General features: G+C 56.2%; 17 protein-coding genes. 7 read left to right on the forward strand and 10 right to left on the reverse strand.

Annotated features, from left to right (window positions below; all coding sequences use genetic code 11):
- Positions 1-313: 313 nt before the first annotated feature.
- The gene (gene polA / locus NY406_RS02195) at positions 314-3,169 is read right to left on the reverse strand and encodes a DNA polymerase I (protein ID WP_260535105.1); all 2,856 of its coding nucleotides are present in this window, start codon (positions 3,167-3,169) and stop codon (positions 314-316) included.
- On the reverse strand, positions 3,166-4,008 hold the full coding sequence (pheA, locus tag NY406_RS02200) for a prephenate dehydratase (RefSeq protein ID WP_260535107.1): 843 nt from the start codon (positions 4,006-4,008) through the stop codon (positions 3,166-3,168). The genes polA and pheA overlap by 4 nt, the downstream gene beginning before the upstream one ends.
- Before the next feature lie 190 nt (positions 4,009-4,198).
- Between pheA and NY406_RS02205 the strand changes: the two genes are divergently transcribed.
- The 3 genes from NY406_RS02205 to NY406_RS02215 all read left to right on the forward strand — a co-directional run bounded on the left by NY406_RS02205 (position 4,199) and on the right by NY406_RS02215 (position 6,184).
- On the forward strand, positions 4,199-4,954 hold the full coding sequence (locus NY406_RS02205) for a YebC/PmpR family DNA-binding transcriptional regulator (RefSeq protein ID WP_260535109.1): 756 nt from the start codon (positions 4,199-4,201) through the stop codon (positions 4,952-4,954).
- Between the two features lie 3 nt (positions 4,955-4,957).
- Positions 4,958-5,518: a crossover junction endodeoxyribonuclease RuvC gene (gene ruvC / locus NY406_RS02210; protein WP_260535111.1), complete on the forward strand. Its 561-nt coding sequence runs from the start codon at positions 4,958-4,960 to the stop codon at positions 5,516-5,518.
- A gap of 111 nt (positions 5,519-5,629) precedes the next feature.
- A complete protein-coding gene (locus tag NY406_RS02215; protein WP_260535112.1) occupies positions 5,630-6,184 on the forward strand; it encodes a CDP-alcohol phosphatidyltransferase family protein in 555 nt (184 codons plus the stop codon).
- Positions 6,185-6,481: 297 nt separating this feature from the next.
- Here the strand turns inward: NY406_RS02215 and NY406_RS02220 are convergent, their stop codons facing one another.
- The 3 genes from NY406_RS02220 to NY406_RS02230 all read right to left on the reverse strand — a co-directional run bounded on the left by NY406_RS02220 (position 6,482) and on the right by NY406_RS02230 (position 8,925).
- On the reverse strand, positions 6,482-7,885 hold the full coding sequence (locus tag NY406_RS02220; RefSeq protein WP_260535113.1) for a bifunctional UDP-3-O-[3-hydroxymyristoyl] N-acetylglucosamine deacetylase/3-hydroxyacyl-ACP dehydratase: 1,404 nt from the start codon (positions 7,883-7,885) through the stop codon (positions 6,482-6,484).
- Positions 7,886-7,964: 79 nt separating this feature from the next.
- Positions 7,965-8,759, reverse strand: coding sequence for an inositol monophosphatase family protein (locus NY406_RS02225; protein ID WP_260535115.1), 795 nt, complete (start codon positions 8,757-8,759; stop codon positions 7,965-7,967).
- A gap of 13 nt (positions 8,760-8,772) precedes the next feature.
- Complete coding sequence (locus NY406_RS02230; RefSeq protein ID WP_260535117.1) at positions 8,773-8,925, reverse strand: hypothetical protein; 153 nt, start codon at positions 8,923-8,925, stop codon at positions 8,773-8,775.
- 13 nt (positions 8,926-8,938) lie between these two features.
- Here NY406_RS02230 and NY406_RS02235 point away from each other — a divergent pair, with 13 nt between their 5' ends.
- Together NY406_RS02235 and NY406_RS02240 are read left to right on the forward strand one after the other, a co-directional pair.
- On the forward strand, positions 8,939-9,415 hold the full coding sequence (locus NY406_RS02235) for a TspO/MBR family protein (protein ID WP_260535119.1): 477 nt from the start codon (positions 8,939-8,941) through the stop codon (positions 9,413-9,415).
- A 74-nt stretch (positions 9,416-9,489) separates the two neighbouring features.
- Entirely contained in the window at positions 9,490-9,792 is a 303-nt protein-coding gene (locus NY406_RS02240) for a hypothetical protein (RefSeq protein WP_260535120.1), read from the forward strand.
- A gap of 91 nt (positions 9,793-9,883) precedes the next feature.
- Here the strand turns inward: NY406_RS02240 and NY406_RS02245 are convergent, their stop codons facing one another.
- Positions 9,884-10,435 (reverse strand): hypothetical protein, encoded by a 552-nt coding sequence (locus NY406_RS02245; protein ID WP_260535122.1) that lies wholly within the window; start codon positions 10,433-10,435, stop codon positions 9,884-9,886.
- A 775-nt stretch (positions 10,436-11,210) separates the two neighbouring features.
- Here NY406_RS02245 and NY406_RS02250 point away from each other — a divergent pair.
- Together NY406_RS02250 and NY406_RS02255 are read left to right on the forward strand one after the other, a co-directional pair.
- Positions 11,211-11,513: a (2Fe-2S) ferredoxin domain-containing protein gene (locus NY406_RS02250; RefSeq protein ID WP_260535124.1), complete on the forward strand. Its 303-nt coding sequence runs from the start codon at positions 11,211-11,213 to the stop codon at positions 11,511-11,513.
- Positions 11,514-11,566: 53 nt separating this feature from the next.
- Positions 11,567-11,854, forward strand: coding sequence for an ArsR/SmtB family transcription factor (locus NY406_RS02255; protein WP_260535126.1), 288 nt, complete (start codon positions 11,567-11,569; stop codon positions 11,852-11,854).
- On the opposite strand, the gene NY406_RS02260 is transcribed toward NY406_RS02255, so the two are convergent.
- The 4 genes from NY406_RS02260 to acs all read right to left on the reverse strand — a co-directional run bounded on the left by NY406_RS02260 (position 11,838) and on the right by acs (position 14,814).
- A complete protein-coding gene (locus NY406_RS02260) occupies positions 11,838-11,999 on the reverse strand; it encodes a hypothetical protein (RefSeq protein ID WP_260535128.1) in 162 nt (53 codons plus the stop codon). The two genes, NY406_RS02255 and NY406_RS02260, sit on opposite strands and share 17 nt — an antisense overlap.
- 155 nt (positions 12,000-12,154) lie before the next feature.
- On the reverse strand, positions 12,155-12,478 hold the full coding sequence (locus tag NY406_RS02265; protein ID WP_260535129.1) for a hypothetical protein: 324 nt from the start codon (positions 12,476-12,478) through the stop codon (positions 12,155-12,157).
- Positions 12,479-12,508: 30 nt separating this feature from the next.
- A complete protein-coding gene (locus NY406_RS02270) occupies positions 12,509-12,643 on the reverse strand; it encodes a hypothetical protein (protein WP_260535131.1) in 135 nt (44 codons plus the stop codon).
- Positions 12,644-12,837: 194 nt separating this feature from the next.
- Positions 12,838-14,814, reverse strand: a complete 1,977-nt coding sequence (gene acs / locus NY406_RS02275; protein ID WP_260535132.1) for an acetate--CoA ligase — start codon at positions 14,812-14,814, stop codon at positions 12,838-12,840.
- Positions 14,815-14,922 lie beyond the last annotated feature (108 nt).

A 14,922-nucleotide genomic window follows, 5' to 3' on the forward strand; every position in this document is an offset into this window, starting at 1 on the left:
GTTGATTCTGGGATGGGAAAAAGACTTTCGTGTTTTACGGCTGTTGTCGATGCTTGTTTCTCCGTATGATCGCTCGTTATGCCGTATCAGATGATGATCGGAAGAGAGCGACATCGGGAGAACTCAGTCTGAACAGAGCTCACTCAGACGCTCATGTTCCAAAGTTAGCCGTTTCGGATTCACTACTCACATGGTTATCGGGGAAGCCATAACCCTTTGTCTTAAAAGGCATTGGGACATTGACTCCAAAATAACAGCGTGGTTCTGATTAAGCTCACGAAATATAAAAAAAGATTTTTTGAATAATCAACGGCTAATGGGCCTCCAGCCAGTTTTTTCCGGAGCCGGTATCCACCTCCACAGGAACGTTCTTCACCCCGCATTTCGAGGCGGCTTCGATCATGTTTCGCTCGACCATTTCCCTGAGCCGTGCCTCTTCATCCGGCGGCGTCTCGAAGAGCAGTTCGTCGTGTACCTGCAGCAGCATCGCCGAGCGGAATTTCCCTTTTTTCAGTTCCCGGCTGATCGAGCACATGGCGAACTTGATGATGTCCGCCGCCGTACCCTGGATCGGCGTGTTCATCGTGACGCGCTCGGCGGCCTTGCGGATGTTGCTGTTTGCGCTGTTCAGGTCGGGCACGTAGCGGCGGCGGCCCATGAGCGTGGTGACGTAGCCTTTTTTCTTCGCCTCCTCGATGATGGTCTGGAGCGACGAGAACATGCCGGGATATTTCGCCATGTAGGTGTCGATGATCTCTTTGGCCTCTTTCTGTGGAATGCCGAGGCGTCGGGAGAGACCAAAGGGCTGAATGCCGTAGAGCACGCCGAAGTTGACCTCCTTGGCCTTGCGCCGCATGTCGGGCGTCACCTCTTTCGTATCGAAGATGACACGGGCCGTGGCTGCGTGGATGTCCTCGTGGTTGCGGAATGCCTCAATGAGCATCGCGTCGCCCGAAAGCTCCGCCGCGATACGCAGCTCGATCTGCGAGTAGTCCGCCGAGAGCAGCAGATTGTCGGGATTGGACGGGATGAAGGCGCGGCGAATCTCCTTGCCCAGCTCCGTGCGGATCGGGATGTTCTGCAAATTCGGGTTTGACGAGGAGAGGCGTCCGGTGGCCGTGATCGACTGGTTGAACGAGGTGTGCACCTTACCTGTCAGCGGGTTGATCATCTTTGGCAGCGCTTCGATGTAGGTGCCTTTGAGCTTCTGCAGGCTGCGGTATTCGAGCAGGTCTGAGGCGACCGGGTGCAGCATTGCCAGCTCTTCGAGCACCTGCACGTTGGTGGAGTAGCCGGTCTTGGTCGCTTTTTTTGTGGGCAGCTTCAGCACGTCGAACAGAATGTGGCCGAGCTGTTTCGGCGAGTCGATATTGAAGGTCTCTCCCGCCGCCTCGTAAATTCGTTCGGTCAGTCCGATCAAATCCTCATTGACCTTGACAGCGAGCTGTGCGAGGTGCGCCGTGTCGATCGCAACTCCCTCATGCTCCATGTCGGCCAGCACGCTGACTAGCGGAAATTCGAGCTGGCGGCAGACTTCAAGCAGCTCCGGCGTCGCTTCGAGCTGCTCTTCGAGGGCGTGCCGGAGCTTGAGCGCTATGTCGGCGTCCTGGCAGGCGTAGTCCGAGAGCTTCTGCGGCTCGACCTCGAAGATGCTGATGGTTTGCTTGCCCGTGCCGAACAGCTCGTTGTATTTGACTGTCTGGCGTCCGAGGTGCATCGCGGCCAGATCATCGAGGTTGTGCCGTGCCTCCGGATCGAGTACGTAACTGGCGAGCATGGTGTCGAACCCGACTGGTGCCAGTTCCACGCCATAGTTCTTCAGCACGAGGATGTCATACTTCAGATTCTGGCCTGTTTTGGGAATCTGGGGATTTTCAAGAAGCGGTTTCAGTCTGGCGACGGTCGTTTTGGCGTTGAGACCCGGTGTACCGAAATAGACGAAGAAGGCTTCACCGGGTTTGACCGAAAAGGAGATGCCCGCCAGCTCCGCCTCGAAGGTGTCGAGGCTTGTGGTTTCAGTATCGACCGCGAAACCTTCGGAGTTTTTTTCGAGCAGCCTCAGGAGCTTGTCAAACGCCTCCTCGCTGTCGATCAGTTGATATTCGGAGCCTTCGCCTGCCGGGATCAGTTGCGGATCGCCGGGGTCGTCAAAGTCTGCCACTGCCGGTGCGTTTTCGGAAGACGAGGCGGCCGGAGCTTCGATCTGCAACACGGCGGGCAGCCGAGCGGCGATGCTCTTCAGCTCCAGTTTCGCGAGAAGCGCGAAAAGCGCTTCGGGATCAGGCTTGCCGGTGTGCAGCGCTTCGAGGGTGAGTGGCAGGTCGAGATCAGTGCGGATCGTCACCAGCTCCTTCACCAGCGGCATTATCTCCCGAAAAGCTTCGAGGCTCTGGCGAGTCTTTGGTGTGAGTGCGCCGATGTTGGCGTAGATGCCTTCAAGCGAGCCGTACTTTTCGAGCAGGTTGGAGGCGGTTTTGGGGCCGATACCCTTTGCGCCGGGAATGTTGTCAGAGGTGTCGCCGGTGAGCGTCAGAAGGTCGATGAACTGCTCCGGCGGCGCGCCGAACTGTGCCTTCACCTCGGCGCTACCGACCAGTTCGAATTCGTTCTGCTTCTTGCCGGGCTTGAGCAAGCGCACGCCGTCATGCACGAGCTGTGACATATCCTTGTCCGGCGTGACGATGTAAACCTGACAGGTCTTCTCGAATTTCCTTGCTGCTGTGCCGATCAGGTCGTCCGCCTCGAAGCCGGGCATGATGACCAGCGGAATGCCGCATGCCCGGATCAGCTCCCGGATGTTGCCGAGCTGGCTGATGAGGTCGTCCGGCGGGGCGGGGCGGTTGGCCTTGTAGGCCTCGTACTTTTCGTGGCGGAAGGTCTTCTCCGGGCTGTCGAACGCCACCGCAAGGTAGTCCGGTCGGTACTCCTCGATGATCCTGAGCAGGCTGGTGGCGAAGCCGAATACTGCGCCGGTTGGCACGCCATCACGGGTGCTCATCCGAGCCTGCTGCAAGGCGTAGAAGGCGCGATAAACCAGCGCCATGCCGTCAAGCAGGAAAAGTCCCGGTTTGGTTTTCTCTGCATCTGCCGGACTTTTTTGCGGTGTTGCCGTCGGCTTCGGCGCTGATACTGGAGCGTCAAACAGGCCGATCTGGTTTTCGCTCGTCATGGATTCACCACCCCGTAGCTGCCGAGCACCTTGACCATCGTCGCGAACTCGCGGAGGTTTTCGAGGGCGTTGTGGACGTTCTCGTCTTCCCTGTGGCCGATGAAATCGGCATAGAAGAGGTACTCGAACGCCTTTTTCCGCGACGGGCGCGATTCGATCTTGGTCAGGTCGATGCCCCTGAGTGCAAAGGTGGCCAGCGCCCTGAAGAGCGAACCCTGTTCGTTGGGCAGCGCGAAGACAATCGAGGTTTTCTGGCGTGCCGTGTCAGGCCGGACTCTGAGGTGCGAAATGTCGGGATTGTTTTCCCGTGCGATGCAGAAGAAGCGGGTGATGTTCCACTCCTCGTCGGCGAGATTCTCGCGGAGAATGTCGAGTCCGTACAGTTCGCCTGCCCGCTTCGATGCAATGGCGAGCGTCGATTTGTTGTCGCTTTCAGCCACCATCTTGGCGCTCCCCGCCGTGTCGTAGGCCGCCTCGGCCCTGATGTTCGGGTGCGTGGCGAAAAAGTTGTGGCACTGCGCCAGTGCTTGCGGGTGCGACATGGCTTTGGTTGCGTTTTCCACCGAACTGCCAGGCAGGCCGAGCAGGCAGTGCTCAACCTTCACGAAGGTTTCGGCGAGAATCACTACCGGGCGGTGGAGCAGGAGGTCGTAGTTCTGGTGGATACTGCCACCGAGGGAGTTTTCGATGGGAATCACCGCGTAGTCGGCTTTCTGTTCCGTGACCGCCGTGAAGACGTCGTCAAAGCTTTCGCAAGGCAGCGGCTCGCCGAAGCGTAGCGCAGCAATTTCACTGTACGCTCCGGGTTCTCCCTGATAAGCGATCAACCAGTTTGTCATTCTTCGTTCTTGTAATTAATTTAAGGGCGCCTTTGAGATTTTGCCGACCCGGTCCGGCAACTGTCGGAAGCTGTGGCAATTTTCAGAGGCACTTTTATTCATACCCCGCAGAATTTGCTTTTCTTAAAGTAAAATAAATCTTTTCATAAACGCGTCATATCCGACTTATCCAATAATCAGGTTGTAACCTATGTCAGGACACAGTAAATGGGCGACCATCAAGCGTAAAAAGGCCGCCACCGATCAGAAGAGAGGAAACCTGTTCACCAAGCTTGTCAAGGAGATCACCATTGCGGCCAAAATGGGTGGCGGCGACCCGACGGGCAACCCGCGGCTGAGGCTCGCCATCGATACGGCGCGGGCCAACTCGATGCCGATGGACAATATCCAGCGCGCCATCAAGAAAGGTACGGGCGAACTCGAAGGCGCGACCTACGAAGAGATCACCTACGAAGGCTACGGCCCGGGCGGCATTGCGATCATCATCGAGACCGCGACCGATAACCGCAACCGTACCGTGGCCGACATTCGCCACCTGATGAGCCGCAACGGCGGGTCGCTCGGCGAGAACGGCAGCGTCGGCTGGATGTTCAAGCGCAAGGGTTCCATCGAAGTGCCCAGGTCGGCCATCTCCGAGGATGACCTGATGGAGCTGTTGCTCGACGCTGGACTCGAAGAGCTGGAGAGCGACGACGAGCAGTACTACACCGTGCTGACCGACGTAAAGGATCTGGAGCCGGTCAAGAAGGCGCTCGAAGATGCGGGCATTCCATTCGAGAATGCCAAGATGGACATGATTCCGGACAACTACGTCGAGCTCGATGTTGAGGACGCCCGGAAGGCGCTCAAGCTGATCGACGCACTCGAAAACAGCGACGACACCCAGGCGGTGTACAGCAACATGGACATGAGTGAAAGCGTCATGAGTGCACTTGAAGATGAGTAACCCATGATTGTGCTGGGCATCGATCCGGGCAGCCGCAAAACCGGCTATGGCGTCATCGCCGGCGAGGCGGCGGGCTATCGCGTGCTCGGATGCGGCCTTGTCCGCCCTCGTGCTTCGGATACGCTGCACGAGCGGATCGGCCAGCTTTGCACCGGTATCGACGAGGTGATTGCGCAGCTGAAGCCCGAGTGCGTCGCTCTTGAAACGGCCTTCGTTGGGCGCAACGTCAGAAGCGCGCTGATTCTCGGCCAGGTCAGAGGGGCGGTGCTTGCCACGGCGATGAGGCATGGTTTGCCGGTGCGTGAATATGCGCCGCGCGAGATCAAACTCGCGGTCACCGGAACCGGCTCGGCGCGCAAGGAGCAGGTGGCGGCGATGCTGTCGAAAATGCTCGATCTCGGCAGCGACCTGAAGCCGCTTGACGTCACCGACGCGCTTGGCGTAGCGTATTGCGATCTCGCAAGAAGCGCATCCTCGCTCGGCGCGCAGATCGGCAAGAGCGGAAAAGGGCGAGGCAAGGGATGGGCTGCCTTCGTGAACGAGCATCCCGAGCTGGTGGCCTGACTTTTTATCAACGAGTGTCGCCGGAGTTTCTTTGGACTTCGGCGTCTGTTTCGTCAAACGAACCTCAGGATGACCTTCGGGTCTCTTTTCCGGAACCAAACAAGAACCGTTGTGAAGGGACATATTTTCAATCTCCCCAATTCGCTGAGTTTCCTGAGGATTCTCTTGATTCCCTGGTTCATCTACTATCTCGACGCGGGCCAGACGCAAATCGCCCTCATCATTATGGTGGTCGCGCTGCTTTCCGACTGGTTCGACGGCCAGACGGCCCGGTGGACCAACGAGGTCTCCGATATGGGCAAGATTCTCGACCCCCTGGCCGACAAGCTTTGTCTGGCCAGCGTCGCTCTCTACTATCTCTGGAAAGGGGAGTTGCCGGTATGGTTCGTGGCGTTCGTTGTGCTTCGTGACCTGGTGATTTTCCTCGGCGCGGCCTGGATTCGTCACCGGCACAACGTGCTCACCACTTCGCTCTGGCCCGGCAAGTGGGCGGTGGGATTCGTCTCGATGATGTTCATCTCGATGGTCTGGCCTCTTCCTGTTTTTCGGCAGTGGCCGGTCAAGGAGTTCTTTATGTATCTCTCCGCTGCCACCCTTTTCTACTCGTTTGTAGAATACTGCATCAGGTTCTACAAAATCCAGAAAGGGGCCGAATTCAAGGCCTGATTTCCTTCCTTTTACCCCTTCTTTCTATAATCTCTTTTAATGCAGGACGTTATCCACAGATTAACGCCCTCAATATGGATAAGTGTACATAAGTAACGGCCAATGTTATATATGGCCGTTATTAAGTGTAATTATATCAATGAGATAGCTGGTGTTCACGGACTTGTTTCTTGGTGTGTGGAAAATGTGGATAACTTGTTGGCAAGCCTGTTGGTCAGGTGTGGAAGAGTGTGGAAATCATGAAAAAACCCCGGAACTCCGGGGCTTTTTCATGATGACGTATTTTCTGACAGTGTTTCAGCTCTTTTTCTCCATCACGGTTGCCATCAGCGAAGCTTCACAGACCAGCTCGCCTCGCACGTAGGCCTTGGCGTCGAACTGGCAGACCGTGCGGCGCATATTGGTCATGACCGCTTCGATCACAAGCGTATCGCCAGGCAGTACCGGCTTGCGGAAGCGCGCTTTGTCGATGCCCATGAAGAAGACCACCGATTCCTTGAGGTTCTCCTTGCCGTTGAGCATCATGATGCCCCCGGTCTGGGCCATTGCCTCGATGATGAGCACTCCGGGCATGACCGGGTTGCCGGGGAAGTGGCCCTGGAAGAAGGGCTCGTTCATCGTGACGTTCTTGATCGAGACGATCTTTTCGTCGAGCTTGAACTCGACAATTTTGTCGATCAGAAGGAACGGGTAGCGATGCGGCAGAATGTTCATGATCGCGTTGATATCGAAGATCACGCCGGCTTTCTTTTCGTGCTGGTACTGGCGCGCCAGCTTGTTGCGGTCGGCGTACTTCTTGAGCTGCTTCACGAATTCGACGTTCGATGCGTGACCCGGACGTGCGGCCAGGATCTGCGCCTTGACCGGCATGCCGAGCAGGGCCAGGTCGCCGAGCAGGTCGAGCAGCTTGTGGCGGGCCGGTTCGTTGGTGAATCGCAGTTCGCGGTTGTTCAGAATCCCGTTCTCGCCGAGTACCAGGTGCGAAGTGTCCACGCCCACCTTGCCCGCCAGCGTCTGAACCTGCGATTCGTCGAGCTGTTTGTCAACGATCACGATGGCGTTGTCGATATCAGCGCCCTTGATGATGCCCTGATTGGCCAGCGCTTCGACTTCGGAGAGGAAGCAGAAGGTGCGGCATGGGGAGAACTCACGCAGAAACTCCTTGTCGAGATCAAACAGGCCGGAGTGCTGCGAGCCGAGTGCCGGGTTTTTGTAATCGACCATGACCGTAGTCCTGAAGCCGTCGAGCGGCAGGGCGACGATGTCCACGCCCTTTTCGGGATTGTGGTACTCGATGGTTTCGTCGATGACGAGGTAGTTCTTCGGTTCGTCCTGCTCTGCGATGCCTGCCGAAAGCAGCGCTTCGGCGAACGGATGTGAGCTGCCGTCAAGCACCGGCGGCTCGGGGCCGCTCAGTTCGATGCGGCAGTTGTCGATCTGCAAGCCGTACAGCGCGGCAAGCACGTGCTCGGTGGTGTGCACCTTGACCTCACCGATACCGATGGTGGTGCCGCGAAGTACATCGACCACGTAGTCGATCAGCGCCGGAATTTCCGGACAGTCATCGATGTCGGTTCTGACGAAGATATAGCCGGTATTGACCGGTGCGGGCTTGAACGTTATGGTGCATTCGTGGCCGGTGTGGAGGCCGATCCCCGTGAGCGAAATTTCGTTCTGGAGGGTGCGTTGATGAATGAGCATGGATGGCGTGAGCTTGCGATGGAAAATATCAAAGATACGAAAGTGGCGATAACTCTTCAAATCGGCCGCTTGACGCGGGTCAGGCCCCGAAATGCCGCCGGGCTTTTTCCAGCAGCAGCGGATGGGTGAGCGGGCTTCCGGCAAGGATGCTCGTATGGGCAAACACATCATCCGAGCCGTCGATGCCGGTCACGGTGCCGCCAGCCTCGCGCACCAGCAGCACGCCCGCCGCGAAGTCCCAGGGGAAGAGCCGGTACTCGAAGAAGCCGTCGAAGCGTCCGGCGGCGGTGTAGGCCAGGTCGATTGAGGCCGATCCGGCGCGGCGGATGCCCGCCGAGTCTTTGATGACGTCTCGCAAGAGACCGATGTAGCCGTCTATGTAGTGGTCGTAATCCCTGAACGGCAGGCCGGTGGCGAAGAGGTAGCTCTGCCTCTCCTCGCGCGTCGAGACACTGATGCGCTTGCCGTTCAGGAACGCTCCTTCGCCCCGGATGGCAGTGAACAGCTCGTCGAGCACCGGTTGGTACACGACGCCGACCGCGAGTTCGCCCGAAGCATCACGCATGGCGATGCTGATGCCGAAGACCGGGAAGGAGTGGATGAAGTTCAGTGTGCCGTCCAGCGGATCGACGATCCAGGTGCGTCCGGAAGCGCCGCTGCCGTTGGTGCCCTCCTCACAGAGCAGCCCGTCGTCGGGAAACGCTTCGGTGATGGTTGCTGTGATGACCGCCTCGCACTGCTTGTCGACTTCGGTGACAAAATCCTTGTACTCTTTGGCGACGATCTCCCGCTGCGAAAGTTCGCCGAATCTCGAAAGCGTAATCGCGCCTGCGGCTTTGGCTGCCTTTACGGCCGTCTGGAGTTCGAGGTTCATATTCTGTACGGTGTCAGGTGAGTGAAAATGGTTCGCCCAATATATCATTTGTCGTTGAGAAGTGCAGGCGCAGCTCCTCTGCCTGTTCAGGAGCAACAAGATAACGGCGTGCGGGAATTAACTGCTGGAAATAGAGCTTGTTATTGTGGTATTCCAGATTCGTCAAACAACCACTCATCATGAACAAACAGATACTCACCATCGCGCTCTGCATCGGCCTCTGCCTGGCAGTCGGTTTTGCCGGAAGCACCTTTACGCCGAAGCCGGGGTCCTGGTACTACACCACCCTTGTCAAGCCATCGTGGAATCCGCCGGACTGGCTCTTCCCACCCGTCTGGACGGTGCTGTTCATCATGATGGGTACGGCGCTTGCAAAGGTGCTTGACGCGGGCTGGAAGAAAAATGAGGTCAACGTTGGCGTTGTGCTCTTCGCGATTCAACTGATGCTGAACCTCGGGTGGTCAGCATCGTTTTTCGGGATGCAGTCACCACTTGCCGGTCTGGTCGATATTGTTCTGCTCTGGATTTTCATCGTCCTGACCATGCTCGCCTTTGCCAGAGTTTCGAAACCGGCTTCACTGCTGCTGGTGCCGTATCTCTGCTGGGTGAGCTTTGCCTCTTATCTGAATTTCACTATTCTACAGCTCAACCCCTGACACGTCAGCACATAGAGCGGGATAGGGAGACAGGTTTTATCAACTGTAGCACTGGATAATGGAGGTAGAGAGTAATGGAGTACACCGAGCAGCAAAAACAGGCGTTCAAGCGCGAATTTGCAAACAGACGTCGAAATCAGATAGTAGTTTCCGGTCTGCTCTTCATTTTGATGATCCCTTCTGTTACGGCAGATAAAAGCACAGGTTTGGTGCTCGGAACTTATCCGGTGGCAATGTTTATGCCTCTATTTTTCGTTGTGGTAATCGGTGCGCTTGTTTTTTCATTCAAGAACTGGCGGTGCCCGGCTTGCGACAAGTATTTAGGGCGGTCGATGAATCCGCATTTCTGTTGGAAATGTGGAATAGCCTTGAGATAGAGTGGTGATATACCGGATGGCCCGATTCGACGGAACTTCGTGATCTACGCCCCCCTGAATGCTGACCAGTCAGGGGGGCTTTTTATTGACGTTACTCCAGCGTTTTCAGCTTTGCGACGGCCATTCTGCCTGCCTCGACGAGCCGTGCGCGGATGGTAGCATTGCTGGTGTTTCCGGCTCCGATCTGGATGTAGTAACCGTCGGCCATAATGTAGATGCCTCCGCTCGCGATGAACGCTTCGTCGCCCACACCATCGATGTCGGTTCTCATACCTTCAAAATTATCCTTGAGGCTCTTGTAAATCGCTGCTGCGCCAGCCCCGCCGGGCGGGAAAAAGGCGTCCTGTGTCAGCGACACCTGCAAGAACGGTATCGGCTCGCCGCTGGCGGGGTTGTACATGCAGAGCTTCATGCCGACAACCTTTTTCTCACTCTTCTCCGCAGGCTTGACCGCTTCGCCGAGCAGTTTCGCCGCGTCATCTTGCGTGATGAGCTGGCAGGGTTCGATGATTTTCGAGGCCTTCTGCTGAACCGCCGCATTGCCGCTGTCAGCCCCAGACTGCTGGGTTGAGTTGCCGCCGCATCCGGCGAAAAGCAGGGCAGCGCAGAGCGGAAGAATCCGGATGATGTGTACTGGTCGCATGGGGTGAGGTGATTTTATTTTCGGTGGATGGATTACCTTCAAAGGTAGGGAATTTCTCTGTGAGGCGGTGGTGGCGAGAGGCTTATACTGATCTGGATACGATCACCACATAAATGGCAGTACATATGGTAACTTTTTAAAATAAGAAGTGTTGCGCAATATTTTAGAGGTTTTCTGTATGCGTTCTGTATTGACTGAAAATCGAAAATCCGTTTATTATATGGATCAATCTAATCAATGTTGGGCGTAAACGATTGCGGGTTTCGAGCAAGGATAATAGAAACTAGAGTTGGCCGGTATTTGATCTATGGGCCTCATAGATCCTCGAAACCGATGCTTGCGTTACATCGGAAAAACGCATAAACGAAGAGAATGGCGCTTGGCGGCACATATGGAGTCTGCTCTACAGGGTTCATCTGCACCCGTTCACAAATGGGTCAGAGAGCTTCTATCTATTGGGAAAGAACCGAAAATATTTGTCGTAACGCGTATACCAAAAGAAGCCTGTTGGCAGCGGGCTGAAAGGGAAGAAATCGTGAGGTGGCGAGCGTGGCCCGATAGCAACCTTCCCTACATTCATCCACCTCAAACGCCAAAGAGCGTAGAAACGGAGATTTTCAGTGTGTTACTGCTAAATAGTACAAAGCGGAGGCTAATACAAACGTTCTGACCAAAAACCATCGTCCAAAAAGCGCATACAGCGAACGCGCCAAAGGCTCACGCCGCAGCTGTCCTTGGCGCCTGACAAAATATTACATCACGGAGAAATTCAATCATGCTCATCCAAAACAAATCCCCCTACATCGCTCACGTCTTTGTCTGCACCAATGATCGCGGGGGAGCGCGGAAATCTTGTGTGGACGGGAACAGTCAGCTTGTGAAAGCGACATTGAAGGCGGCTGTCGAGGCGAAGGGGTGGAAAGGGAAGGTGAGGGTCTCGACGTCGGGTTGCCTGGGGGTTTGCGGCGAGGGGCCGAATGTGATGATTTATCCTCAGAAATTCTGGTTTTCCGGTGTCACTCCGGATGATGTGGATGCAATTTTGTCCGCGATTGAGCGTTTGATGAGTGAGGCCTGATCTTGTTTGAAAATGTTTTAGTATTTGCGCGTTCACTTAATTAGATTGATTCGATGAGTAACGCTGACAACATGGCCCGGATGTTCAAGGTGCTTTCCGTTGGCTCCAGAGTTCGGATAGTCGAGCTGCTGAAGGAGCGGTCGCTGTGCGTCAACGCGCTGGCCAAGGCGCTTGATATCACTCCGGCGGCGGTTTCGCAGCATCTCCGGGTTTTGCGTGATGCGGAAGTCGTGCTTCCCGAACGGCGCGGCTATTCGGTGCATTACCGGGTGGATAGGGAGGTGCTTGCCGAATGGAACACGGTCGTATCAACGTTGCTCGGCGTCACGAATGAAGAATGAACGAAAGCATCATCAATTCAACTGGAGTTAAATCATGAGTGAAGAAAAATCCTGCTGCTGCCAGAAGCCAGAAATGCTGAAAGGCACCCCCGAAAAGTGCTCCCCGGAAACCATCAAACAGTGCCACGGCGATCAGCCGTCCCACCCCTGTGTTCCGGAAGATCAGAAAGCGTCGGGGGAAAAGGAGTGATCAGGCCGATACGGTCTGCCATTAATTCAAAAGCCTCAACAGAAAATGATTCTGTTGAGGCTTTTTTTATCCCTTCGAGGGATATTTATCGAGACGTGTTAACCCGCCGCTCACTCAAACAGCGCGAGGATAACTTTTTGCGCTTCGCTGCCGTTGGTGGCGGCGATCTCTTTGATGCTCTGGTTTGCGTCGCCAACTTTCAACCCTTTTTGTTCCAGCTTTGCAACCGCCTGTTCAGGAGTCAGCTTGACAACTGGCGCCAGGGTTTCAACCGAGGCGCTTGAAAGGGTGCGGTTGACCCGCATGAAGGGGTTGCCGCCTTTGCCCTGCGAGGGAACGGTGATGGCGGCGATGGTGACGATCAGGCCTGTGGAGATGATCGCAAGCGCCCCCTTGCGGCTGAAGTAGTTGGTGAAGCTTTTCCAGTTCGCCATCGTATGGAGTACGCCACCGGTGACGAGCGCCTAGCTCAGCCATTCGTGCACTGGCTTGATGAGACCTCCCTCTTTGTGGAAGAAGATCAGGATGCCGGTGACGGCGGAAATGACGAAAGTTGCGATGATAAGCGGGGTTGCACAGGATTTCAAAGTTGGTTTCATGATTGTTTTTCAGTATTGGTGAAAGTATCGTTACAGCTTCTCTGACGATGGTTGGGGAGAAATACTGCGGAGAATTTTCTTATAAGGCTATAGTTCGTATTGGACTTGCAAGAGGGATGACGTTTTCTGCACAAAACAAAGGTGCCCCGTTTTTCGCGGGGCACCTTTGTTTGTCTGATATCGTGAGCAGGTTGTTATTCGTCTTCCTGATCGCGGAGGTTTTCGATCACGCCGAGGTCTTCGAGCGTCGTGACGTCGCCCTTGATCTCGTTAGAGGTGGCGAGCTCGCGGAGCAGGCGGCGCATGATTTTGCCGCTTCTGGTTTTCGGCAGGCCCTTTGCCCACTTGATTTCGTCAGGCTTGGCGATAGCGCCGATCTCTTTGGCGACGTGCTTGCCGAGCGAATCGCGCAGCTTGGCGTCACCTTCGTAACCATCCTTCAGCGTGACGAATGCGACGAGGGCGTTGCCCTTGATCTCGTCCGGACGGCTGACGACGGCGGCTTCGGCGACTGCCTCGTGTGAAACGAGCGCGCTTTCGACCTCGCTGGTGCCAAGACGGTGCCCCGAGACGTTGACCACGTCATCGACGCGGCCCATGATCCAGATGTAACCGTCATCGTCTTTGCGCGCGCCGTCGCCGGTGAAGTACATGCCGGGGAACTCCGACCAGTAGGTCTTTTCGTAGCGCTCGTTGTCGCCATAAATCGTGCGGAGCATCGAGGGCCACGGGTGTTTGACGACCAGGTAGCCGCCTTCGTTGGCGTTGCACGGGGTGCCGTCTTTGCGCACCACATCCACCATGATGCCCGGCAGCGGGCGGGTGGCCGTGCCTGGCTTGGTCGGGGTGGCGCCGGGCAGCGGGGAGACCATGATGCCGCCGGTTTCGGTCTGCCACCAGGTGTCCACGATCGGGCACTTTTCCTGACCGACATACTTGTGGTACCACATCCAGGCTTCGGGGTTGATCGGTTCGCCGACCGTGCCGAGCAGGCGGAGTGAGCGGAGGTCATGCTTGGTGACCCATTCGTTGCCAGCGCGGATGAAGGCCCTGATGGCCGTTGGAGCGGTATAGAAAATGGTGATCTTGTGGCGGTTGATGATGTCCCAGAAGCGATCCCACTGCGGGTAGTTCGGAGCGCCTTCGTACATGAAAACGGTCGTACCGTTGAGCAGCGGGCCATAGACCATGTAGCTGTGGCCGGTGATCCAGCCTACGTCCGCCGTACAGAAGTAGATGTCTTCGTCCTTGATGTCGAATACATATTTGAACGAAGTGGCGGCGTGCACCATGTAACCGCCCGTGGTGTGCAGGATGCCTTTCGGTTTGCCGGTCGAGCCGCTGGTGTAGAGAAGGAAGAGCGGATGTTCGGAATCAACGGGGGTCGCCTCGCATTCGTCAATGGCAAGACCCATCAGGTCGTGCCACCAGTGATCCATGCCGTCGTGCATGGTGATCTGTTCGTTGGTCACCTTCAGCACGATGACGTTTCTGACCGACGGGGTGTTGACAATTGCTTCGTCAACGATGTTTTTCAGGTTGATCGTGCCACCACGGCGGCGGGTGCCGTCGGCGCAGATGACCATTTTGGCGCGGGAGTCGTTCACCCTTTCGGTGATGGCGTGGGCGGCGAAGCCTGCGAAAATCACGTTGTGCACTGCGCCGACCCGTGCGCAGGCGAGCACGGCGATGACCAGCTCAGGCACCATACCCATGTAGATGGCCACGCAGTCGCCTGGCTTGATACCCGCGATCTTCAGGACGTTGGCGAATTTGCTGACCTGGCGGTGCAGCTCGCCGTAGGTGAGGATGCGCTCGTTGCCCTCTTCACCTTCCCACATGATGGCCGCCTTGTTCTTGCGCCAGCTGTTGACGTGAACGTCGAGGCAGTTGTAGCTGATGTTGGTGGTGCCACCGTTGAACCATTTGGCATACGGAGCATTCCATTCGAGTACCGAGTCCCAAGGTTTGAACCAGTGGAATTGTCCGGCAAGATCGCCCCAGTACTTGTCAGGATCGGCGGCAGCATCGGCATAGAGCTTTTCGTACTGTTCCATGCTCGAAATGTGTGCTGAGGAAGAGAACTCTGCCGTCGGCGGAAATTTCCTGCGTTCGGAAAGCACCGAACTGATCGATTCAGAGGTTTGGCCGGTTGTTTGCTCAGTAGCCATTGGTAAAACGGTTTTGTATTGAAAAAAAGCCTGCCACCCCTTGAGAGGGCGCTGACGGTTCGGCCGGGGTTGGGTAAGGGTCCAGCCGGATACCCTTTATGAATTCGG

Source organism: Chlorobaculum sp. MV4-Y, assembly GCF_025244685.1.
Lineage (GTDB): Bacteria > Bacteroidota > Chlorobiia > Chlorobiales > Chlorobiaceae > Chlorobaculum.